Genomic DNA, 22,402 nt, shown 5'->3' with positions numbered 1-22,402 from the left:
TACTCGGCCTTTCAATCGGACGTCCCAGATGACCCCCAAGACCAAATTGTCCTGCCGTAACGTGTGGAAACTCTACGGTCCGAATGCGGATGCGCCGCTGCGGCAAAATCCGAACCCGTCGGCTGATGACATCAGAAAGGCGGGTGTGATCGGCGCGGTGCGAAACGCCAATATCGACATCGCTGAGGGTGAGATTTTCATCATCATGGGCCTGTCCGGCTCGGGCAAATCCACTCTGGTCCGCTGCCTGTCGCGGCTGATCGAGCCCACGGGCGGAGAGGTTCTGTTTGACGATGCCGATCTGCTGCGCGCCAGCGACAAGGAGTTGATCGAGATCCGCCGCCACAAGATGGGCATGGTGTTCCAGCATTTCGCCCTGCTGCCGCATCTGACCGTTTTGCAGAACGTGATGTTCCCGCTGACCATTCAGGCCACACCCAGGGCTGAGGCCGAGGTCAAAGCCCGCGATGTGGTGGAACTGGTCGGGCTGAAAGGGCGCGAGGATTATTATCCGCGCGAGCTTTCGGGCGGTCAGCAGCAGCGCGTTGGCATCGCCCGCTCGCTGGTGACCGAACCGGACCTGTGGTTTCTGGACGAGCCGTTCTCGGCCCTCGATCCGCTGATCCGGCGCGAGATGCAGGATGAGTTTCTGCGCCTGCAAGAGCGGCTGCACAAGACCATCGTCTTCATCACCCACGACTTCGAAGAGGCCGTCCGTCTGGCCGACCGCATTGCCATCATGAAGGACGGCGAGGTGATCCAGATCGCCACCCCGGAAGAGCTGGTGATGCACCCGGCCACCGATTATGTGGCTGAATTTACGAAACATATACCCCGTTCGAAGGTTCTGACCGTTGGCGGGGTGATGACCCCCGGCGCGGAGGGCGAGGGCGACCCGATCCCGCAATCCACCCGCGTCTCGGACGTGGCGGAACGGATCATCGCCGCCGATGCGCCGATCCCGGTTTCAGACGATACCGGCCAGATCGTCGGAGCCATCGACCGCAAGGCGGTGGCGCATGTGCTGTTCGGTGACGGGGACGCCGCATGATCCGCCCAAGCCGCAGCCAGATCGTCATCTTGTCGCTTGTGTTGCTCACGGTCCTGCTGGGTTGGTTCGGCCGCGATCTGGGCAAGGCTCTGGATGCGCGCTGGTTGACCAAATTCCCTTCGGCCTGGGTGATCCCGTTCAAGACCTATATTTCGTCGGCAATGACCTGGCTGATCGAGGATGCCGCGATTGGCCAGGTCTCGTTCACCGATGTCACTCGCGCCATCGCGTGGCTGATCGAGCAACCCTATAATCTGGTGCTGGCCCTGCTGGCCGATGGGTTTGTCAGCGGTCAGGGCAATGACGCGCAGATCATCCTGCCCGCGATCAGCTGGATCGTGGTGATCACCGCCGTGATTGCCTTGGGTCAGTACTGCCGCGATTGGGGACTGGCCGCGCTGGTCGGGGCCTGTTTCATCTATCTCGCCGTCTTTGGACAATGGGACAGTGCGATGGTGACGCTGGCGTCAGTCCTGATCGCCGTGCCGATTGGCGCAGGCGGAGGGCTGTTGCTGGGCATTCTCGCCTATCGCCATCCGTTGTTCGAAAAGATCATCTCACCCATTCTGGACCTGATGCAGACGATCCCGATCTTTGCCTATCTGGTGCCGATCCTGTTCATGTTCGGCTTTGGTCCGATCTCGGCGCTGGTTGCTACGATCATCTACGCCACCCCGCCGATGGTGCGGATCACGACGCTGGCGCTGAAGGGCGTGGACCCCGAGATTTTGGATTTTGGCCGCATGGCAGGTACAACCCAGCGGCAGCTGATGTGGCGCGTGCTGGTGCCCTCGGCCAGTCACAGCCTGATGGTGGGCGTCAATCAGGTGATTATGCTGACGCTGAACATGGTCATCATCGCCTCGATGATCGGGGCCGGAGGGCTGGGGTTCGACGTCCTCGCCGCGCTGCGCCGTCTGGATATTGGAGCGGGGTTCGAGGCAGGGATTGCCATCGTGGTTCTGGCCATTGCCGTTGATCGACTGAGCCAGGCTTTCGCCGAGCGCATGGGGCAGGTGCATCATGAACAGCTGGGCGCGTGGATCGCGCGCCATCGCCGCACGGTTCTGGTGCTGATCCTGCTGGTGCTGACATGGGTGCTGGGCCAGTTCTCGCCATTGCTGCTGGAATATCCCGAAGGTCAGACCATCACGACGGGCGCGTTCTGGGACAACACGGTCGAATACCTGAACGTCAACTATTTCGACATGTTCGAGGCGATCAAGGTCTTTTTCCTGACGTGGTTCATGATCCCGATCAAGACGGTGCTGCTGGGCATCCCGTGGCCCTGGGCGATCGCGATGCTGACCCTGCTGGGCTGGCACGCAGGCGGCTGGCGGCTGGCGCTGCTCTGCGGTGGCATGGCCTCGCTGATCCTTGTGTCGGGTCTGTGGTCCAAGGCGATGGTGACGGTCTATCTGTGCGGCGCGTCGGTGATTTTGGCGACGCTGATCGGGGTGCCTTTGGGCGTGCTGGCGGCGTTGAACAAACGGGCCGGGACGGTCATCAACCTGCTGATCGACACGCTGCAAACCCTGCCCAGCTTTGTCTACCTGATCCCCGTTGTGATGTTGTTCCGGGTCGGCGATTTCACCGCCCTGATCGCTATCGTCCTCTATGCGCTGGCCCCGGCGGTGCGCTATGCCGCGCACGGAGTACGTTCCGTCAGTGAGGAACTGATTGAGGCCGGTCTGGTCTCGGGTTGCACCCGTGCGCAACTGTTGCGCCATATCCGTCTGCCGATGGCCTTGCCCGAGATTCTGCTGGGCATCAACCAGACCATCATGCTGGCGCTGTCGATGCTGGTGATCACCGCCCTCGTCGGCACCCGAGATCTGGGGCAAGAGGTCTATATCGCGCTGACCAAGGCCGATACAGGCCGGGGTCTGGTGGCCGGTCTGTCGATTGCCTTCATCGCCATCATCGCCGACCGGCTGATCAACGCCAGCGCCCGTCAGGCCCGCATCCGCTTTGGACTGGAGAGTTGACATGAACCATTCCGACCTGATGACTCGCATCCGCGCTCTGCCGATCTGGCAGGGTGAGATCGCAGCCGAACCGCTGACCGGTGGCATCACCAATGTGAATTACAAAGTGACGGATACCAGCGGATCTTATGTGGTCCGTGTCGGCGACGACATCCCGCTGCATCAGGTGATGCGCTTCAACGAGCTCGCCGCGACGAAAGCCGCCCACGCCGCAGGTCTTTCCCCTGCGGTGGTCCATGCCTCGGGCGATCTGACGGTGCTGGAATTCATCGAAAGCCGCACCCTGACGGAAGAGGACGTGCGCCACCCCGACATGCTGCCTCGTGTGCTGGATCTGGTAAAGCGATGCCATATCGAGGTGCCCAAATACCTGCGCGGCCCGTCACTGGTGTTCTGGGTGTTCCACGTCATCCGCGACTATGCCGCCACGCTTGCGGAACGCGGCAGCGCCCACGTGGCCCTGATCCCGGAGTTGGTGCAAACGGGTAACGATCTGGAAACCGAGGCCGGGCCATATGACATGGCCTTTGGCCATAACGATCTGCTCTGCGGCAACTTTCTGGACGATGGCACCCGCCTGTGGCTGATCGATTTCGACTATGCCGGGTTCAACTCGCCGCTGTTCGATCTGGGCGGGCTGGCCTCGAACAACGGGCTTTCACCGGATCAAGAAGATTGGATGCTGGAGGCCTATTTCCAGACCCCCGTCACCGACGACCTGCGCCACCGCTATACGGCGATGAAATGCGCCTCGCTGCTGCGCGAAACGATGTGGAGCATGGTGTCCGAGATCACCTCGGATATCGACTTTGACTATGCGGCCTACACGGCTGAAAACCTCGCGCGGTTCCGCGCGGCCCTTACCGATTTCAAAAATACCTGAGGACAGACATGACCGACCTTCCGACAACAGCCAAAGCCGTCATTATCGGCGGCGGGATCATCGGCTGCTCGACCGCGTATCACCTGGCCAAGCTGGGCTGGACCGACACGGTGCTGCTGGAACGCAAGAAACTGACCTCGGGCACCACCTTTCACGCCGCCGGGCTGGTGGGGCAATTGCGTTCGAACGCCAATATCACGCAATTGCTGGGCTATTCGGTCGATCTGTATAACAAGATCGAAGAAGAAACCGGCCTCGGTACCGGCTGGAAAATGAACGGTGGCCTGCGGCTGGCCTGTAACGAGGAACGCTGGACCGAGGTCAAACGACAGGCCACCACCGCGCATTCCTTTGGTCTGGACATGCAATTGCTCACGCCCTCCGAGGCGCAGGAACTGTGGCCGCTGATGGACGTCTCGGACGTGATCGGTGCGGCCTATCTGCCGACGGATGGGCAGGCGAACCCCTCAGACATCACGCAGGCGCTGGCCAAAGGTGCCCGCATGGCCGGAGCGAAGATTTTCGAGGACACCAAGGTCACCGATATCGAGATCGAAGATGGCAAGATCCGCGCCGTGATCACCGAACATGGCCGCATCGAATGCGAAAAGGTAATCTGCTGTGCCGGTCAGTGGACCCGCACCTTTGCCGGGCGCTTTGGGGTGAACGTGCCACTGGTGCCGATGGAGCATCAGTATATGGTGACTGAGCCCTTTGACGTGCCCGGTAACCTGCCGACCCTGCGCGACCCCGACCGGCTGACCTACTACAAGGAAGAAGTCGGCGGGCTGGTCATGGGCGGGTACGAGCCGAACCCGATCCCGTGGGCCACGAAGGGCATTCCGCAGGGCTTCCACTACACGCTGCTCGACAGCAATTTCGACCATTTCGAACAGTTGATGGAACTGGCGCTGGGTCGTGTGCCCGCTTTGGAAAACGCAGGGGTCAAAACCCTGACCAACGGGCCGGAAAGCTTTACGCCTGACGGCAATTTCATCATCGGCGAAGCGCCCGAATTGAACAATTTCTTCGTCGGCGCGGGCTTCAACGCCTTTGGCATCGCCGCAGGCGGCGGCGCGGGTATGGCGCTGGCTGAATGGGTGCACAAGGGCGAGCCGCCGTTCGACCTGTGGTCTGCCGATATTCGCCGCTTTGGCCGCCCGCATTTCGACACCGACTGGGTCCGCACCCGCACGATTGAGGCATACGGCAAGCACTACACAATGGGCTGGCCGCATGAGGAGCATGACTCGGGCCGCCCCTGCCGCAAGTCGCCGCTCTATGACACGCTGAAATCACAGGGCGCGTGTTTTGGTGAGAAACTGGGGTGGGAGCGTCCCAATTGGTATGCGGATACCTCGCTGGGTGAGACGCCCAAAGACGCATACAGCTTTGGTCGCCAGAACTGGTTCGCCGCTGTGGGCCGGGAACACAAGGCAGCGCGGGAGGCAGCGGTGCTGTTCGACCAGACCTCATTTGCCAAATTTGCCCTGAAGGGGCCGGATGCACTGGCCGCGATGAACTGGATCTGCGCCAATGACGTGGACAAGCCGGTGGGTGCGCTGACCTATACTCAGATGCTGAACGACAAGGGCGGGATCGAATGTGACCTGACCGTGGGCCGCGTCGCGCATGATGAGTTCTACATCGTCACCGGCACCGGCTTTGCCACCCATGATTTCGACTGGATCAGCCGCAATATCCCCGATGGCATGAACTGCCAGCTGTTCGACATCACTTCATCCAATGCAGTGCTGTCACTGATGGGACCAAAGGCGCGGGATATTCTGGCGGCAGTGACGCGGGATGATGTCTCGAATGACGGGTTCAAATTCGGCACGGTCCGCACCATCGGCATCGCCGGTTGCCCGGTCAAAGCCCTGCGCGTGACCTATGTGGGCGAACTGGGCTGGGAATTGCACCTGCCGGTGGAATACGCCCAGACGGTATACGCCGCGCTGATGCAGGCGGGTCAGCCCCATGGTCTGGTCAACGCAGGCTACCGCGCCATTGAATCGCTGCGGCTTGAGAAAGGCTATCGCGCCTGGGGGGCCGAGATTGGGCCGGATCACACGCCGTTCGAAAGCGGGCTGGGTTGGGCCGTGAAACTGCGCAAGGATGTCGATTTCAAAGGCCGCGCGGCGTCTGAAAAACAAAAATCCGCGGGCGTCAAAAAGATGCTCGCCTGTTTCACCGTCGATCCGGATGTAGTGCTGCTGGGGCGCGAGACGATCTATCGCGACGGTAAACGCGTCGGTTGGCTGACCTCGGGCGGCTATGGCTACATGGTGGGTAAATCCATCGGCTACGGCTATGTCCGCAATCCGGATGGGGTCGATGCGGAGTTTGTCACCTCTGGCACCTATGAGCTTGAGGTTGCGACCCGACGCGTGCCGTGTCAGGTCTCGCTACAGCCGCTTTACGATCCGAAAATGGAGCGGATCAAGGCGTGACCCGAATGCAGTCAAAAGGAACCTGACATGCTGGATGCCATGGCGCTTGAAGACCACGCAAAGGCGATCTCGGATATCGCGTCGCAGGCGGCGATGCGGTATTTCCGGGGCACGCTGGGGGTGGAATTCAAACAGGATGAAAGCCCTGTTACCCAGGCCGACCGGGGCGTGGAAGCCGAGGTGCGGACCTATCTGCGCCAGCACTTCCCGGATCACGGCATATTCGGTGAGGAACAGGGCAAGGAAGACGGTGATGGGCGGCATCTGTGGGTGATTGACCCGATTGACGGCACACGTTCGTTCCTGTCCGGGCATCCCCTGTTCGGGTTCCTGCTGGCGCATCTTGTCGATGGTCAGCCGCAGCTTGGCATCGTTGGTATGCCCGCGATGAATGAAACCTTTGTGGGCGCGCGTGGCAGCGGGGCCACGCTGAACGATCGGGCCATTCAGACCTCGGACGTGACACGTCTGGAACAGGCGATCCTGTATGTGAATGAGGGCGACAAGATATACCGCGATCAACCGTCGGTCTTTGACCGTCTGATGCGGGCCGGGCAGACCCGCCGCTTTGCGTATGATTGCTACCCTCATGCGCTGTTGGCAGCCGGGCATGTGGATGCAGTGGTGGATTATGAGCTTCAACCCTATGATTACCTTGCACTCTGCCCGCTGATCGAGGCGGCTGGCGGGGTGATGACCGATTGGAAGGGGCAGGCCCTGACCATGCAATCCGACGTGGCGGTTGTGTCAGCCGCAACCCCCGAATTGCACGCCGAGCTTTTGAGCCTTTTGAAAGCCTAACCGATGGAGCCGAGAATTGAAAAGCCGCCCTACTGTTGAGATCATTAACCCCGATGGGGCGGGGCGCGTGGTGTTGCTGTGCGAACATGCCAGCGCGTTTATCCCGCCGTATTACGACGAGTTGGGACTGGCCGAGGCGGATCGCGAAAGTCACGCTGCCTGGGATCCCGGTGCGCGCGACCTGACAGTACGGTTATCACAGGCGCTGGATGCGCCCGCTGTGGCCTCGACCGTGTCGCGGCTGGTTTATGACTGCAACCGCCCGCCCGAAGCCGCCAGTGCCATGCCGGTGAAATCCGAGCTGATCGAGGTGCCGGGCAATGTTGATCTGAGCCCTGAACAGCGCAGGCTGCGCACGGCGACCGTGTATGATCCGTTCTGCGACGCCGTCGCGCGGGTTCTGGGCGTGCGCGGGCCTGATACGGTGCTGGTTACGGTCCATTCGTTTACGCCCATTTATTTCGGCCAACCCCGCGCCGTCGAAATCGGCTTGCTGCATGATGAGGACAGCCGTCTGGTCGATCTGATGCTGGATCACGTGGATCAGGTTTCGGGCCGCCGGATCGAGCGGAACGAGCCCTATGGGCCGTTGGACGGTGTAACCCATTCCCTGCGCCTGCACGCGATCAGCCGGGGACTGGCGAACGTCATGATCGAAGTGCGCAACGATCTGTTGCGTTCGGATCAACAGGTTGCCACGGTGGCGGATGAATTACTGGCGCTGCTCAGACCCGCCATTCAGGAACTCAGGGAGGACGCAACTTGACCGCAACACTTACCTTCGAACATCTCAAGACGCAGGTCGCTGCGGGCGAAGTGGATACGGTTCTGGTCTGCATGGTCGATATGCAGGGCCGCCTGATGGGCAAGCGGTTCCATGCGGGCCACTTTGTTGCGGGCGCGTGGGAAGAGACCCATTGCTGCAATTACCTACTGGCGACCGATCTTGAGATGGGCACACCGGACGGCTACGCCTCGACCAGTTGGGAGAGGGGCTATGGCGATTATGTCATGAAGCCGGACCTGAGCACGCTGCGCCCGGTGCCGTGGCTTGAGGGCACCGCAATGGTTATGTGCGATGTGCTGGATCATCATACGCATGAAGAGGTGCCGCACGCGCCGCGTTCGATCCTGAAGAAACAGGTGAACCGCCTGAAAGCCATGGGCTATGAGGCGATGTGCGCGACCGAACTGGAGTTTTTCCTGTTCGAAAAGAGTTTTGACCAGATCCGCAAGGAAGGCTTTCGCGATCTGGAGCCAATCTCGGGTTACAACGAAGATTACCACATCCTTCAGACCACCAAGGAAGAGCATGTGATGCGCCCGATCCGCAACCATTTGTGGGATGCGGGCATTCCGGTCGAGAATTCGAAAGGTGAGGCCGAGACCGGGCAGGAAGAGTTGAACATCAAATACGCACCGGCGATGGCGACAGCGGAATATCACTCGATTGCCAAAAACGCGGTGAAAGAGATCGCGTGGCAGCATGGGCACGCAGCGACCTTCCTGCCGAAATGGCATCATGAAAAGGTGGGCAGTTCTTCGCATGTGCATCAGTCGCTGTGGAAGGATGGGCAGCCTGCGTTTTATGACCAGTCGGATGCGTTGGGCATGTCGGCGCTGATGAAAAGCTACATGGCGGGTCTTTTGAAATACGCCGCCGATTACACTTATTTCATGGCGCCTTACATCAACAGCTACAAGCGGTTCATGAAGGGGAGCTTTGCGCCGACGCGGATCATCTGGTCGGTGGACAACCGCACCGCCGGATTCCGTCTGTGCGGCGATGGCACCAAGGCGGTTCGGGTGGAATGTCGAATTCCGGGCTCAGACATGAACCCCTATCTGGCGATGGCCGGGATGCTGGCCGCCGGGATTGCGGGGATCGAGGAAGGATTGGAGTTACAGCCGCCCGCCACAGGTGACGTCTATCAGGGCGATACGGGCATGATCCCGGGCAACCTGCGCGCGGCGCGGGATGCGTTGCATGGGTCGGCCATGCTGCGGGCTGCTATGGGGGATGAGGTGGTGGATCACTATGCGCGCGCGGCTGAGGTTGAGATCGAAGAGTTCGAGCGTGTGGTGACCGATTGGGAAATTGCGCGCGGGTTTGAGCGGGCGTAAAGGGCAGGAGCGAGGGGCCAGCCCCTCGCGCTCCCCGAGGTATTTTTGAACAGAAGAAGCAGGGGACCCTGCGTTTCTGGTAGATGGAGTGGATATGGGGCAGATGTTGCGATGTGTCTCGCCGATTGATGGGTCAGTTTTTGCGGAACGCGAGGTGCTGTCGCCGGAGGCGGCGTTTGAGGATGCTGGCCGGGCACGGGCGGCGCAGGCTGGCTGGGCGGCGCGACCATTGCAGGAGCGAATTGATCTGGTGATGGCCGGTGTCGCCGCTGTCGGCGCGATGAATGAGCAGATCGTGCCGGAACTGGCGCATATGATGGGCCGGCCGGTGCGCTATGGCGGTGAGTTTGGCGGCTTTAACGAGCGGGCCAGCCATATGGCGGAGATTGCTGAAGCGTCTCTGGCGGATATCGCGGTGGGCGAGGATGAGACGTTCAGGCGCTATATCAAGCGCATTCCGCATGGGGTGGTGTTTGTGGTGGCGCCCTGGAACTACCCTTACATGACCGCGATCAACACGGTCGCTCCGGCGTTGATCGCAGGCAATACGGTGGTGTTGAAACACGCCACGCAGACCCTGTTGGTGGGTGAACGTATGGCGCAGGCCTTCCATGCGGCGGGTGTGCCCGAGGATGTGTTCCAGAACGTGTTTCTGAGCCATGACGTGACCAATGATCTGATCGCAGGCAATGCGTTTGATTTTGTGAACTTCACCGGCTCGGTCGGTGGTGGTCAGGCGATGGAGCGCGCGGCGGCGGGGACATTTACCGGCGTCGGAACCGAGTTGGGCGGCAAGGACCCCGGCTATGTCATAGAGGATGCCGATCTGGATGCTGCGGTCGATACGCTGATTGACGGGGCGATGTTCAACTCGGGCCAGTGTTGCTGTGGGATCGAGCGGATTTACGTGCATGAGAGTCTTTATGATGATTTTGTCGCCAAGGCGGTTGAGATCGTAAAGGGCTATAAGCTGGGCAATCCGCTGGATAGTGAAACGACGCTTGGTCCGATGGCCAATGTGCGCTTTGCCGATGAAGTGCGGGAGCAGATTGCCGAGGCCGTGGCCGATGGCGCTGTGGCCCATATCGACACTTTCGCCGAAGATGATGGCGGCGCCTATCTGACCCCTCAGATCCTGACCAATGTGACCCACGAGATGCGGGTGATGCGGGATGAAAGCTTTGGTCCCGTGGTGGGCATCATGAAAGTGTCTGGCGACGAAGAAGCGATCGCGCTGATGAATGACAGTGAGTTCGGCCTGACCGCCAGCCTGTGGACCCGCGACGTGGACCGCGCGGCACGGGTGGGGGACCAGATCGAGACTGGTACCGTGTTCATGAACCGGGCCGATTATCTGGACCCCGGCCTGTGCTGGACCGGTTGCAAGAATACCGGGCGGGGCGGTGGCCTTTCGGTCATCGGCTATCACAACCTGACCCGCCCCAAATCCTACCATCTGAAGAAGGTGACATCATGAGCCTTGTTGGAAACTGGTCCTACCCGACCGCGATAAAATTCGGTGCTGGCCGCATCCGGGAGCTGCCCGAGGCCTGCGCGGCGGCCGGGATGAAGCGCCCTCTGCTGGTGACCGACAAGGGGTTGGCTGATCTGCCGATTACCGTCGCAACGCTGGATATCATGGAGGCCGCCGGTCTGGGGCGCGGGTTGTTTGCGGATGTGGATCCGAACCCGAATGAAAAGAACCTCGACGCCGGGGTTGTGGCCTATCAGGCGGGTGGCCATGACGGGGTGATCGCCTTTGGCGGCGGTTCGGGGTTGGATCTGGGCAAGATGGTGGCCTTCATGGCCGGTCAGACGCGGCCCGTCTGGGATTTCGAGGATATTGGCGACTGGTGGACCCGCGCCAATGCCGACGTGATTGCGCCGATCATTGCGGTACCGACCACCGCCGGGACCGGGTCCGAAGTGGGCCGCGCCAGCGTCATCACCAATTCCGAAACCCATGTGAAGAAGATCATCTTCCATCCCAAAGTGCTGCCCTCGGTGGTGATCTGCGACCCGGAACTGACCGTGGGGATGCCCAAGTTCATCACAGCAGGTACCGGTTTGGATGCCTTTGCCCATTGTGTCGAGGCGTTTTCCAGCCCGCACTACCACCCGATGTCTCAGGGTATTGCGCTGGAGGGGATGCGGCTGGTCAAGGACTACTTGCCGCGTGCCTATGCCGATGGAACCGATATCGAAGCCCGCGCCCAGATGATGAGTGCGGCAGCCATGGGCGCGACCGCATTTCAGAAGGGTCTGGGTGCGATTCACGCCATGAGTCACCCGATCGGCGCGCATTTCAACACCCATCACGGGACCACCAACGCCGTCTGCATGCCCAGCGTTCTGGAGTTCAATGCCCCTGCCATTGCTGACCGGTTCCAGTCGGCTGCAGCCTATCTGGGCATCGAAGGCGGGTTCGACGGGTTCAGGGACTTTGTGCAGGAATTCAACGACTCGCTCGGCATCCCACGCACGTTGTCCGAACTGGGTGTGACCGAGGCGGTGATCCCGGAACTGGTCGAAGGTGCGATCATTGATCCGTCCTGTGGCGGCAATCCGATCAATCTGACCAGGGAAAACCTGACCCAGCTGTTCAAAGCGGCGCTGTAAAGCACAAGGCCCGGCGGGGAAACACGCCGGGCCTTTCATGCGATGCGGTTATTCCGCTGCGATGGCGTTTTCGCTGATCTCGGACTTCACCATAGGGACCCATTCAAGGTCTTTCGTGTAGCGCCAGGCAAGATCGCCGTTTTCGTCCATGGCGATCAGGTGCAGCCAGCGGTTGTCGAACAGCTCTTTGACGCTTTGATGGCGTCTCAGGATGTCGTTCATTGCTTCACGCGGGGCTTCGATGACCACCGACAGGCGCAGCGGGTCGTGCTGATAGGTTTCGCCATCATGCACCGATTGCCAAGGCAGGCCGTGGCGCAGCGCACCGCCATTGCCTTCGACCACGCCGATGCCTCCTACCACGTTGTGCAGCAGCTTGTTGCCGCCGCCGAACAGGGTCGGCGCAACGGTCGAGCCATAATATTGCAGGCTGATCCAGCTTGCGACCACGACCGGGGCGGTCATGATCAGTTCCAACACGCCAAACCCGGTATCGTCCCGCCAGTCATAGCTGTGCAGGAAGGTTTGACCTGACAGGCCGGTTCCATCCGTCCGGGACCGGGGTGCGGCGATGAAGGCCCGGCATCCGGCCAGACCCCATTCGGGGCGCAACTCGGCCCAGTCTGTGGCGCGGCGGGCGATGTCGCGGGCCCCTCGGGCCCGAGGCAGACGTGCTGAGCGTTCGGTCCGGGCAAGCCGCCCCGCCGATTGCAGCCACATCTTCAGTTGCGCGATATTCTGCGCCCATTGCCCGGTTGGCTGGTCCTGTTCGAACAGTGTCACCTCATCCGTCGTCGTGTGGTGCATGGCGGCCAGGAACAGCGTGTCCCTGGGGATATCGATCCCTTCTTCGCGCAGCCCGTTGCGCACGGCTGGATCGTTCAAAAGACCTGCCAGAAGGCGGGCGCTGACATCTCCGGCATGGCCGCCGCACGCGCCGCATTGCAAGGCGCTTTCATGCGGGTTGTTGGTCACATCCGCGCCATGACCGGTCAGCATGACGATGTGGCCAAAGTTACTGGTCAGGGACATGGCACCAAGGATGGCTTTTGCCGATGCGATCCGTGTGGGCAGGTCAATTGATGGATCCAGCTTGGGTGCAGGATCGAACGCAGCCCCTCCATGCCTTTTCCCCAGCGCATCCCGCAGCAGCTTTCCGGCATAGACCGGCCCCGTCGCTTCGACAAAGGCAAAAGAGGACACCGCGGCCAGCTTAAACCGGCCCCAGGCGCGCTTGGCCCGTGCGGAGTAGCGGCGGTTGAGGTCGGCCTGCGTTTCCTCAGCCGCATGCGAGCAGACACCGGGGTTTAGCAGCACGGGCCCCCGCAATTCGGTCACATCAGAACCCGCCGCCTTGTGGGCGCTGGCGAGGCCGAAGAAGCCTGCGAAACCGAGGGTTTCGATCCCTTCGCCCTGCGCTTCCAGGGCGCGGCGAAAGACCTCTGACCGGACGTCGATGCAGAACGCGGCCTGAACCATCGGGCGGCCCGCGATCTTGCGCGGTTGCCGCTTGGCAAGCGACTGTCCCAACTGGCGTTGTTGCGCGCGTTCAGCGGCATCCTGCAGCACTGCGTCGATCACCATATCGCGGGATGGTGTAACCGGAGTTTCGTGTTGCGCGACGGTCTCGGCCCAGCGTTCGGCAATCTGATCGCGATAAAGGTCGAACAGCGCCTCTTCAAACACCATGCGGATGGCCAGCAACTCGGTCGTGGTGGTGTCGGTCTTGCCTTCAAGCTCGGCCTGCCACAGCAGATAGCGCGCATATTGCGCCCATCCGCCCAGCGTCATCAGCCAGCGGTGGAAGGCGGTTCCAGCGGCTTTGGGCGTCACCCCCAGCGCCTCGGACGCCCGGCCAATCGCCCGCCATTGCGAGCGGTTGGTGCCGGCGACAAAAGCACCAAAACCTTTCAGGCCGTGTATCTCGAGCGTCAGATCACGTGTGGCGAATTCACGCCAGGCAATATAGGCCCCGCCGGTGCGGTTGGCCTGCCACAGCGCCTGACCCTGATCAAAGTGGCTGGCGGCCCAGGCTCCGATCCGTTCGTCAATCAGGCCGGGCCAGTCGATCCCCGAAACTTCTGCGGCCAGATCAGCGACAGTGGGCAGAGGTGCGGGATGTGCCGCCTGGGTTTCAAGCGCTGCTGCCAAATCCTCTGGCGACGGTGTGTCAAACGGGCTGTCGATATGGGCCAGTGCTTCAAGCAGATCACCCTCGGTGATCTCTCCGGCGTTCAACTTTTCTGCAAACGCCGTGCGATCCGGCATGATCCGCGTTCCCGCAACCCGGCCAAGTCGGGCGGCGGTGACGGCCAAAGGCTCGTTGGTTTGCCCAAGAAACGGGTTCACCGCAACATTCGAGGACAGGGGAAACAGCGGCGGGATCTGACGGGCCGCGTCATTGGCCAGTGCGACCAGTTCCAAAAGGGCTGCGGGATAGCTTTCGTGTTTCATGTACATCTTGGGGAACCCCTCTTACACAGTCTGCCGCTTGGACCATCCGTCCAGCAGCCGATCAAAGATTGCATTGGCATAAAGCCCGTTCGACAAATGCACCCGGATGCCCGCCGCAGCAGGATGCGAGGCCCAAAGCGGGAAGGTGGATTGCGCCAGCGCGACCGCGCCAAAGCTGATCAAGGCGAGGATGATCAGCGCCCATTCCAACGGTCCCGGAGCTGGGGTCGCGGGCAGGGTGCCTGCGGTCAGTTTTTGCGCGATGATCTGAAGCACGAAGTAGCTGACCGAGGTGACGCTGGCGTAGATCACCGTGCGACGGGTCAGTGCTCCGGGCGCTGCATCCGCGAAACCCTGCGCCAACAGGTAGGCGACGCCGAAGATCAGGATGACGCCAAGCGCAATGGCCTGGACCGACTTGCCGTCGATGCCAAACACCGCCGCCACGATGCCGTAGATCAGAATGCCCGTGGCAAAGGCCAGCACCACATTCCTTGCGCTTGGCACCGCGACCGGGCCGGGGCGGCGAATTGCGGCCACGTTCCGCACGGCCTCACCCGCGCTGAGAAAGGCGTGCGCCTTGTACAGTGAGTGCGCCACGATATGCAGCAGGGCCAGCGGGAACAGGGCCAGACCGCACTGCATGATCATGAAGGCCATCTGCGCGATGGTGGACCACGCCAGCGAGGTTTTTACAGCCGGTTGCGTCAGCATGACCAACCCGCCGAACAGCGCGGTGAATCCACCCAGCATGACCAGCATTGCCATGATCCCCGGGGCGACCAGCATGACGTCGGCGAAGCGGATCAGCAGGAAGCCACCGGAATTGATGACGCCTGCATGCAACAGGGCGGATACCGGGGTCGGGGCCTCCATTACTTCGGTCAGCCAGCCGTGGATCGGGAACTGGGCCGAGGCCATGACCGCAGCCAACGCGATCAGCAAGGCCGCGACGATGGTCAGGGCGTTTCCTTGGGCCGAAGACAGGATCGTCGCAATGTCGGTGGTGCCGTAGCTGGCAAGCAGCAGTACGACCGCAACGGCCAGCGCACCTTCGCTGATCCGCGCCACCACGGCCTTTTTACGAGCAGCACGTCGAGCGGTGGTGCGTTCTGGATAAAACAAAAGCAACTGGTGCAGCATCAGGCTGGTCGCGATCCAAGCCGCCAACAGTTGGACCAGATTGCCCGACATCACCAACAGCAGAACGGCCGCAAGCGTGGCAGACATCCAGCCTGTGAACGCACCTTGCCGTGCTTCGCCGTCCATATAAGTGGCCGAGTAGCGCAACACGATCCAGCCGATAAAGCTGACCAGAACCAGCATGATGGCGCTGACTGCATCCAGTCGCACTGATAACCCTAAACCCAAAAAGCCAATCAGCGGCGATGTGCCGGAACCCTGCGTCACCAGCAGCAGCGCCGAGATAGCAGCCACCGCAAAGGCGGCCAGGGCGGCCCATTCGGACAGTTTCGCGACATTGCCCGGCCGTAACCCCGGATGACGACTGGCGTAATACGCCGATGCCAGCAGAATCAGCGGGCTCAACAATGGAAGAAAAAGATGAAGCATTTTGCGCGTCCCTTTTGGTCTTGGGCTGACTCGGCCCGTTTCGCAGGACATATTGCGCGTGCAGCTCAATAAAAAATTCATTGTTCTGAGGTTTTCGTTCATTTAAATAGAACGATATGCCGTTGAACTATCATCACCTGCGCTATTTCTGGGCCGTCGCCCACGATGGGAACCTGACCCGAACAGCCCAGCGACTGAACCTGTCGCAATCGGCGCTTTCGGTTCAGATCAAAGAACTGGAGGAGAGGCTGGGCCACCCGCTATTCGAACGACGCGGGCGCAAGCTGCACCTGACCGAGGCCGGGCACATCGCCCTGGACCACGCGGACGCAATTTTTGCGGCAGGGCAAGAGCTTGTGGCAACGTTGCAGGATGCCGGAAACGCCAGGCAGGCGCTGCGTGTCGGCGCACAGTCGACCTTGTCGCGCAACTTTCAGATCGGGTTTCTGCGGCCCATTCTGGCCCGTACGGATGTCGAGGTCATCTTGCGTTCCGGCAGCCCCAGTGAGTTGCTTGAGGGGCTTGAGACACTGAATTTCGATCTGGTCCTGATGAGCCACGAACCGGCCAGTGACAGCTTGACCAGCTTCGTCACCCATCATCTGGCGGAACAACCGGTCAGCATTGTCGGCACCCCGGCGCGGCTGGATCCCAAGCGCCCCATCAAGGCGCTGCTCGAAGAACAACCGTTCATCTTGCCGACCAGCAAAAACAGTGTGCGCACGGCTTTTGACGCAATGGCCAGCCGGATGTCCGTTCGTCCACAGGTGGTGGCCGAAGTGGATGACATGGCGATGATGCGCCTGCTGGCACGTGAAGATATTGGGCTGGCCCTTGTGGCCCCGATTGTGGTGCGGGATGAGTTGTCCTCGGGCCGGTTGATCGAAGCGCAAGAGCATCCGCGTATCAAAGAGAACTTTCACGCAGTCACGTTCAAGAGACGGTTCCCCAATTCGCTTGTGCAGGAATTACTGTCGAACAGTCAGGGTCTGGACGGCGCAGCAGTGCGGGAAAAGGCCGGGGGTTAACCCGGCCATTGTCCAAATCGTCTAAAGGCTGGCGCGACACCAGACGCAGTCATGATCGGACAGCGGCGTGCCCTCATCCGAGATTGATGTCAGCAGCCCTTTGTCGATGCAGCTCAGATCCCGGCCTGCGAGCCAATCAAGTTTCATCACCCGCTGCGGGTGCGGGGTGATCAGGCTGGGCCGTGTGGTGGGGCCATCGATCGTAAAACCCCAGTCGTATCCGTGCGTTTCGGCCAAGCTGAACAGGCTTTCGTCCTGCCAGTTGAAATCCGGGGGCAGGTGGTTGCCGGTGTTCAGGTCGCCACCGATCAGAACCGGCAGACCCGGTGCAAACCTGTCGATTGCATCCAGCAGAAGAACGAATTGGGTGTGCCGGTGCGCAGCATCCGCATTGCTTTCCAGATGGGTCGAGATCACACAGATTGGTCCGTTTTCCGTCGGCACGATGGCAGCGAGTGCCATACGGCCCCCGACGCGTGGCTGGTCGGGGTCGGCAGCTCCTTCGTCGCAGGAAAACCAATGGCCGTGATCGTCCAGACGGATCAGGGCTGTGCGCTGGAACGGAACCGAAGACAGAATGGCGTTGCCATGCCAACCCAGCGTGTTGAAGTCGTCTTTGCAAAAACTGCGTTCGGTCGGGCCGCCAAGGTCCAGTTCGTGGAATTCGACACCAAAGGCATAGACCATGCCCAAGGCCTCGGCCATGGCTTCGGTCGTGTGCCGTTGCGAGGTGCGGGCCATGCCGTGATCAACCTCGGACAGCAAAACAATGTCCGGTCGGATCGGGCGCAGATGGGCTGCGGTGGCCTCGGGGAAGAGGCACCGTTCCACATTCCATGCCGCGACATTGAATTGTGCCGGCAAACGCGTGGCGGTTGCCTGACCGCCCATTTGCAATGCGTTCATCGCGGGTATGTCACCCAGCAATTCGCGATGCGCGGCAGCCGTGCGGGGTGCCGACAGGATGCGCGCCCGTTGATCCGCTGTCACCGCGGGCAGGGCGTCCAAAACGTCTGTAATCAAATGACTTTTCCCGTTTCCACATCAAACAGACGCAGCGCGTCGGGTTTCAGGGTGATATGTGTTTCGCCTGTCTGTGCATCGTGGTCCTTGCTGACCAGAACGGTAAAGGGCTGCCCGCCCAACTGACCGTGCAGCAGCCGGTGCGCGCCCAGTTCTTCCAGGATGTCGACCTGAAACGGAACCGAGCCCTGACCGTCGAGTTCAATATCTTCGGGCCGGATGCCCAGCGTCACAGGGCCATTGGCCGAGGCCGGGGCAGTCATAATCCCGTCATAGCCATTGATCCGCACCTGCCCGTGATCCACTTGCGCCTCGATCAGGTTCATTGGCGGCGCGCCCATAAACGAGGCCACGAAGGTCGAGGCCGGGTTGTGATAAATCTCGGACGGGGTGCCGATCTGTTCGATCTTGCCTGCGTTCAGGACGATGATGCGGTCGGCCATGGTCATGGCTTCGACCTGATCGTGGGTCACGTAAACCGCCGTCGTACCAAGGCGGCGTTGCAGGGCCTTGATCTCGATCCGCATCTGATTGCGCAGTTTGGCGTCGAGATTGGACAGAGGTTCATCAAATAGGAACAGCGCCGGATCGCGCACAACGGCGCGGCCCATGGCAACGCGCTGACGCTGACCACCGGACAGTTGCGCCGGTTTGCGGTCCAGATATTCGGTCAGATTCAGCATCTTGGCGGCGTCTTCGACCTTGGCCGCAATCTCGGACGCGGGCGTGCCCCGGTTTTTCAGCCCATAACCGATATTCTTGCGCACGGTCATATGCGGATACAAAGCGTAGTTCTGGAACACCATCGCAATGTCGCGATCCGCTGGGTCCACATCGTTCACCACCCGGTCGCCGATTTTCAGCGTGCCTTCGGTGATATCCTCCAGCCCCGCGATCATCCGCAGAAGCGTGGACTTGCCACAGCCCGAGGGGCCGACCAGAACGACAAACTCGCCGTCCTGAATGGTGAAATTGGTGGTCTCAACCGCCTGAAAGCCGTTGGGATAGACCTTGCGGATGCCCTCTAACGAGACCTGAGCCATGCGCGTGTTTCCTTATTTATCGGATTCTGTGAGGCCCTTGACGAACCAATTCTGGAAGAAGATGACGATGGCCACCGGCGGGATCATTGCAACGATCGCCAGCGCCAAGGCCTGCCCGTGTTCGGGGATCTGACTGTCGGTATAGGTCAGCACGATCTGCTTGATGCCCCGGACCAGCGTGAAGAAGCTTTCATCCGTAGTGATCAGCGTTGGCCACAGATACTGGTTCCAGCCGAAGACGAACATGATGATGAAGATCGCGGCGATCATCGTCCGGCTGAGCGGGACGAGGATGTCGATGAAGAACTTCCACGGCCCCGCGCCATCGATCCGGGCGGCCTCGGCCAGTTCCTCGGGGACGGACATAAAGAACTGTCGGAAGAAGAATGTGCCGGTCGCTGACGCGATCAGCGGGACGATCAGGCCGGTATAGGTGTTCGTCAGGCCCAGTTTCTGGATCGCTTCGTAGGAGGGCAGAATCCGCACCTCAAGCGGCAGCAGCAGCGTGGTGAAGATGATCCAAAAGGCCAGCGTGGCAAAACGCAGGCGGAAATAGACAATGGCATAAGCGGCCATCATCGAGATGATGATCTTGCCCACGGCAAAGCCAATGCCAAGGATGAACGAGTTCATTAGCATCAGCGTGCCATCGACGGTTTGGGTAAAGCCGCCTTTCTCGAACATGGCGGCGTTGAAGTTCTTGCCGAGATCATCGCCAAGGCCCAGTTGAATGCCCTGCCGGTGGATGGTCACCGCATCATGGCTGGCCGTGGTCAGCGCCAACAACGGCGGCAGCATCATCAGCAGCGAGCCCAGGATCAGGACGGTGTGATCGCCAACCGCGCTCCATTTGATCTTGCGGGGGCGGCGGGTGGTTTGGGTTGTCTCAAGGGTTGTGTCAGCCATTTTGCGCCCCCATCACGTGTAGTGAATCCGGCGTTCAACCAGCCGGAACTGAAAGACGGTCAGGATCAGAACAAGAACCATCAGGACAACGGATTGCGCGGATGAGCCGCCAAGGTCATTGCCCCGGAACCCGTCCAGATAGACCTTGTAGACCAGCGTCATCGGGTTGTTCCCCGGCTCGCCCTTCATCAGCGCATCGATGATGCCGAACGTGTCGAACAGTGCGTAGGTGATGTTGATGATCAGCAGGAAGAAGGCGGTCGGGGCCAGCAACGGGAAGGTCACCTGCCAGAACCGACCGGTGGCCGAGCGGTTGTCGATCATCGCCGCCTCGCGGACCGAACGCGGGATGGATTGCAGGCCGGACAGGAAGAAGATGAAATTGACCGGGATCTGTTTCCAGACAGCCACGATGATCATCGCGGTTGCGGTGGCGTTGTAATCCACGCCCAGCTTGAAATCCCAGCCAAACATCTGGAAGAACTTGGTCATCGGGCCGGTGCTTTGGTCGAAGAACAGGATGCCCAAGAACCCGGCGACCGGTGGCGCGATGGCGTAGACCCACATCAGAAGCGTGCGATAGGATTTGGCACCCCGGATCACCTTGTCGGCCTTGACCGCCAGCAGCAGGGCGATGGACAGCGAAAAGAATGTGACCAGGACCGAGAAGACAATCGTGAACCACGCGATGCGCTTGTACTGATCGTTACCCAGCAACGAGGTGTAGTTATCCGCCCCTACAAAGGTCGAACCGAAGCCAAACGGGTCCTGCAGAAAGAAGGACGATTGCAACGCCCAACCCGCAGGCCAGTAGAAGAAGATTGCGATGATCATCAGCTGTGGCAGCAGCAATGCCACAGGAAGCCAGATAGTGTCGAAGCCCGCGCGTTTCATGACCCGTCCAGTTGCGAAAATGGGGGATGGCCGCGCCCGAAGGCGCGACCATCTTGGGGGTGATCCCGGGGTTTAGCCCTGGGTTTTTGCGAAGCGGGCCAGCAATTCGTTGGCTTCGTCTTCGATGTTCTGGAACGCGGTGTCCACGTCGGTTTCACCAGTCAGGATACGGCCATATTCGCGGTTCATGATATCGCGGATCTGCACGTAGAAGCCCATGCGATAGCCTTTGGTGTTGTCACCGGCTTTGGCCTGCAACTGGTTCACACCGACTTCGGCTGCCGGGAAACGCTCATAATGGCCGTCTTTCTTGGCAACGTCATAGGCGGCCTCGGTGATCGGCACATAGCCGGTTTCCTGATGCCAGAAATACTGGGTTTCAGGCGCGGTCAGGAAACGGAAGAACTCGGCAGTTGCCTTGTTTTCTTCGTCCGATTTGCCGGCCATCGCGAACAGGGCGGCACCACCGATGAAGGTCTGGGTCGGCTCGGGCGTCACGGCTTCCCAATAGGGCAGTTCAACCGCGCTGAATTCAAAGCCCAGATTTTTCTGCAACAGGCCACCGAACGAACCGGACGAGCCCAGCCACATGGCAACTTTGCCCTCTTCAAACGGCTTGGCGTTGTCACCCCAACCGGTGCCGTACCACTCGAACAGGCCATTGTCCTTCCACTCGGTCACGGCGGTGAAGTGCGCCTTGATCGCGTCGTTGTTCACCAGAATCTCGGTATCCATGCCGTCATAGCCGTTGTTGTTGGTCGCAAACGGCAGGTTGTGGCGCGACATGAAGTTCTCGGTGAAGATCCAGGGCAGGTGCGACTGGCTGAGCGGGATATAGCCCGCCTCTTTCAACGCCGGGGCGGTGGTCGACTGGAATTCTTCCCATGTCTTCGGCGGGGTCACGCCAGCGGCTTCCAGCGCGTCGACGTTGTAGTACAGAATCGGGGTCGACGAGTTGAAGGGCATCCCGATCATCTTGCCATCGCTGTCGGCATAGAAATAACGCACACCGGCGATGTAGTCGTTGATGTCGAACTCGACACCGTTTTCGGCCAGCAGGTCCTGTACCGGAACGGTTGCGCCCTTGGCGGCGATCACGGTTGCAGCGCCCGCGTCAAAGACCTGCATGATGTTCGGCTGCTCACCGGCGCGGAAGGCCGCGATACCAGCGGTCAGCGTCTCTTCGTAGCTGCCTTTGTAGATCGGAGTGATTGTGTATTCGTCCTGCGACGCGTTGAATTTCTCGGCCACCTTGTTGACGGTCTCGCCCAATTGCCCGCCATGTGCGTGCCACCAGGTGATTTCGGTTTCTGCAAAGACTGTGGTCGCGGTGAACGCGAGTGCGGCAGCCGTTGCGCAAAACTTCAGTTTGGTCATTTCGATCCTCCGGTTCGGTGTCGGCCCCTTGCAGCTAAGGGACCGGTGGCAAATTTGTGCCAGGTTATTGTGCAGGCTCCCCTGCGGCGTTTGATGCGCGCAGCCTCCGACCTGCATCATGGACCCGTCTGGAATCTGCACACGTGCCCACATAGTGTTAACGTATGACAGTTCGGTGAAAGATTT

General features: G+C 60.6%; 17 protein-coding genes. 10 read left to right on the top strand and 7 right to left on the bottom strand.

Annotation, left to right across the window (positions count from 1 at the left end; all coding sequences use genetic code 11):
• The first annotated feature begins 28 nt into the window (after positions 1-28).
• The 9 genes from ACR0E6_RS14920 (at position 29) to ACR0E6_RS14880 (ending at position 11,919) form a co-directional block, all read left to right on the top strand.
• Positions 29-1,051 carry a quaternary amine ABC transporter ATP-binding protein gene (locus ACR0E6_RS14920; protein WP_480584733.1) on the top strand — a complete coding sequence of 341 codons (1,023 nt, stop codon included), beginning with the start codon at positions 29-31 and terminating at the stop codon, positions 1,049-1,051.
• Positions 1,048-3,039: an ABC transporter permease subunit gene (locus tag ACR0E6_RS14915; RefSeq protein WP_170453841.1), complete on the top strand. Its 1,992-nt coding sequence runs from the start codon at positions 1,048-1,050 to the stop codon at positions 3,037-3,039. The genes ACR0E6_RS14920 and ACR0E6_RS14915 overlap by 4 nt, the downstream gene beginning before the upstream one ends.
• Before the next feature lies 1 nt (position 3,040).
• Positions 3,041-3,922: a choline/ethanolamine kinase family protein gene (locus tag ACR0E6_RS14910; protein WP_480584728.1), complete on the top strand. Its 882-nt coding sequence runs from the start codon at positions 3,041-3,043 to the stop codon at positions 3,920-3,922.
• Between the two features lie 8 nt (positions 3,923-3,930).
• Positions 3,931-6,375, top strand: a complete 2,445-nt coding sequence (locus tag ACR0E6_RS14905) for a GcvT family protein (RefSeq protein ID WP_480584725.1) — start codon at positions 3,931-3,933, stop codon at positions 6,373-6,375.
• Between the two features lie 27 nt (positions 6,376-6,402).
• Positions 6,403-7,176 carry an inositol monophosphatase family protein gene (locus ACR0E6_RS14900; protein WP_480584723.1) on the top strand — a complete coding sequence of 258 codons (774 nt, stop codon included), beginning with the start codon at positions 6,403-6,405 and terminating at the stop codon, positions 7,174-7,176.
• Positions 7,177-7,192: 16 nt separating this feature from the next.
• Complete coding sequence (locus tag ACR0E6_RS14895) at positions 7,193-7,942, top strand: N-formylglutamate amidohydrolase (protein WP_480584720.1); 750 nt, start codon at positions 7,193-7,195, stop codon at positions 7,940-7,942.
• On the top strand, positions 7,939-9,300 hold the full coding sequence (locus ACR0E6_RS14890; protein WP_480584717.1) for a glutamine synthetase family protein: 1,362 nt from the start codon (positions 7,939-7,941) through the stop codon (positions 9,298-9,300). The genes ACR0E6_RS14895 and ACR0E6_RS14890 overlap by 4 nt, the downstream gene beginning before the upstream one ends.
• Positions 9,301-9,394: 94 nt before the next feature.
• A complete protein-coding gene (locus ACR0E6_RS14885) occupies positions 9,395-10,777 on the top strand; it encodes an aldehyde dehydrogenase family protein (protein WP_480584714.1) in 1,383 nt (460 codons plus the stop codon).
• Positions 10,774-11,919, top strand: coding sequence for an iron-containing alcohol dehydrogenase (locus ACR0E6_RS14880; RefSeq protein ID WP_480584711.1), 1,146 nt, complete (start codon positions 10,774-10,776; stop codon positions 11,917-11,919). The genes ACR0E6_RS14885 and ACR0E6_RS14880 overlap by 4 nt, the downstream gene beginning before the upstream one ends.
• Before the next feature lie 48 nt (positions 11,920-11,967).
• Here the strand turns inward: ACR0E6_RS14880 and ACR0E6_RS14875 are convergent, their stop codons facing one another.
• Positions 11,968-14,379: a YbcC family protein gene (locus ACR0E6_RS14875; RefSeq protein WP_480584708.1), complete on the bottom strand. Its 2,412-nt coding sequence runs from the start codon at positions 14,377-14,379 to the stop codon at positions 11,968-11,970.
• 15 nt (positions 14,380-14,394) lie between these two features.
• Complete coding sequence (locus ACR0E6_RS14870) at positions 14,395-15,945, bottom strand: proton-conducting transporter transmembrane domain-containing protein (RefSeq protein ID WP_170736068.1); 1,551 nt, start codon at positions 15,943-15,945, stop codon at positions 14,395-14,397.
• A 116-nt stretch (positions 15,946-16,061) separates the two neighbouring features.
• On the opposite strand from ACR0E6_RS14870, the gene ACR0E6_RS14865 reads away from it, so the two are divergent.
• Positions 16,062-16,973 carry a LysR family transcriptional regulator gene (locus tag ACR0E6_RS14865; RefSeq protein WP_480584705.1) on the top strand — a complete coding sequence of 304 codons (912 nt, stop codon included), beginning with the start codon at positions 16,062-16,064 and terminating at the stop codon, positions 16,971-16,973.
• 21 nt (positions 16,974-16,994) lie between these two features.
• Here ACR0E6_RS14865 and ACR0E6_RS14860 read toward each other — a convergent pair whose 3' ends face one another.
• From ACR0E6_RS14860 to ACR0E6_RS14840, 5 genes are all read right to left on the bottom strand, one after another.
• On the bottom strand, positions 16,995-17,996 hold the full coding sequence (locus tag ACR0E6_RS14860; RefSeq protein WP_480584702.1) for an endonuclease/exonuclease/phosphatase family protein: 1,002 nt from the start codon (positions 17,994-17,996) through the stop codon (positions 16,995-16,997).
• Positions 17,993-19,039 carry an ABC transporter ATP-binding protein gene (locus ACR0E6_RS14855; RefSeq protein WP_480584698.1) on the bottom strand — a complete coding sequence of 349 codons (1,047 nt, stop codon included), beginning with the start codon at positions 19,037-19,039 and terminating at the stop codon, positions 17,993-17,995. Before ACR0E6_RS14855 ends, ACR0E6_RS14860 begins: the two co-directional genes overlap by 4 nt.
• A 12-nt stretch (positions 19,040-19,051) precedes the next feature.
• Positions 19,052-19,945, bottom strand: coding sequence for an ABC transporter permease subunit (locus ACR0E6_RS14850; protein ID WP_170453822.1), 894 nt, complete (start codon positions 19,943-19,945; stop codon positions 19,052-19,054).
• 12 nt (positions 19,946-19,957) lie between these two features.
• Positions 19,958-20,839, bottom strand: coding sequence for an ABC transporter permease subunit (locus tag ACR0E6_RS14845; RefSeq protein ID WP_170453821.1), 882 nt, complete (start codon positions 20,837-20,839; stop codon positions 19,958-19,960).
• Between the two features lie 72 nt (positions 20,840-20,911).
• Positions 20,912-22,216, bottom strand: coding sequence for an extracellular solute-binding protein (locus tag ACR0E6_RS14840; RefSeq protein ID WP_170453820.1), 1,305 nt, complete (start codon positions 22,214-22,216; stop codon positions 20,912-20,914).
• Positions 22,217-22,402: the final 186 nt, after the last annotated feature.

It is taken from the genome of Ruegeria sp. AP12, assembly GCF_056540025.1.
The sequence above is the reverse complement of the archived record's forward strand: the minus strand, read 5'-3'. Positions and strand labels throughout refer to the sequence as shown.

Bases quoted from the DNA above. Each gene is read 5' to 3' on its own strand.
- ACR0E6_RS14900 (WP_480584723.1), top strand. From the start codon at position 6,403: ATGCTGGATGCCATGGCGCTTGAAGACCACGCAAAGGCGATCTCGGAT.
- ACR0E6_RS14840 (WP_170453820.1), bottom strand. From the start codon at position 22,216: ATGACCAAACTGAAGTTTTGCGCAACGGCTGCCGCACTCGCGTTCACC.
- ACR0E6_RS14865 (WP_480584705.1), top strand. From the start codon at position 16,062: ATGCCGTTGAACTATCATCACCTGCGCTATTTCTGGGCCGTCGCCCAC.
- ACR0E6_RS14910 (WP_480584728.1), top strand. From the start codon at position 3,041: ATGAACCATTCCGACCTGATGACTCGCATCCGCGCTCTGCCGATCTGG.
- ACR0E6_RS14880 (WP_480584711.1), top strand. From the start codon at position 10,774: ATGAGCCTTGTTGGAAACTGGTCCTACCCGACCGCGATAAAATTCGGT.
- ACR0E6_RS14920 (WP_480584733.1), top strand. From the start codon at position 29: ATGACCCCCAAGACCAAATTGTCCTGCCGTAACGTGTGGAAACTCTAC.
- ACR0E6_RS14845 (WP_170453821.1), bottom strand. From the start codon at position 20,839: ATGAAACGCGCGGGCTTCGACACTATCTGGCTTCCTGTGGCATTGCTG.
- ACR0E6_RS14870 (WP_170736068.1), bottom strand. From the start codon at position 15,945: ATGCTTCATCTTTTTCTTCCATTGTTGAGCCCGCTGATTCTGCTGGCA.
- ACR0E6_RS14855 (WP_480584698.1), bottom strand. From the start codon at position 19,039: ATGGCTCAGGTCTCGTTAGAGGGCATCCGCAAGGTCTATCCCAACGGC.
- ACR0E6_RS14850 (WP_170453822.1), bottom strand. From the start codon at position 19,945: ATGGCTGACACAACCCTTGAGACAACCCAAACCACCCGCCGCCCCCGC.
- ACR0E6_RS14905 (WP_480584725.1), top strand. From the start codon at position 3,931: ATGACCGACCTTCCGACAACAGCCAAAGCCGTCATTATCGGCGGCGGG.
- ACR0E6_RS14875 (WP_480584708.1), bottom strand. From the start codon at position 14,379: ATGTACATGAAACACGAAAGCTATCCCGCAGCCCTTTTGGAACTGGTC.
- ACR0E6_RS14915 (WP_170453841.1), top strand. From the start codon at position 1,048: ATGATCCGCCCAAGCCGCAGCCAGATCGTCATCTTGTCGCTTGTGTTG.
- ACR0E6_RS14885 (WP_480584714.1), top strand. From the start codon at position 9,395: ATGGGGCAGATGTTGCGATGTGTCTCGCCGATTGATGGGTCAGTTTTT.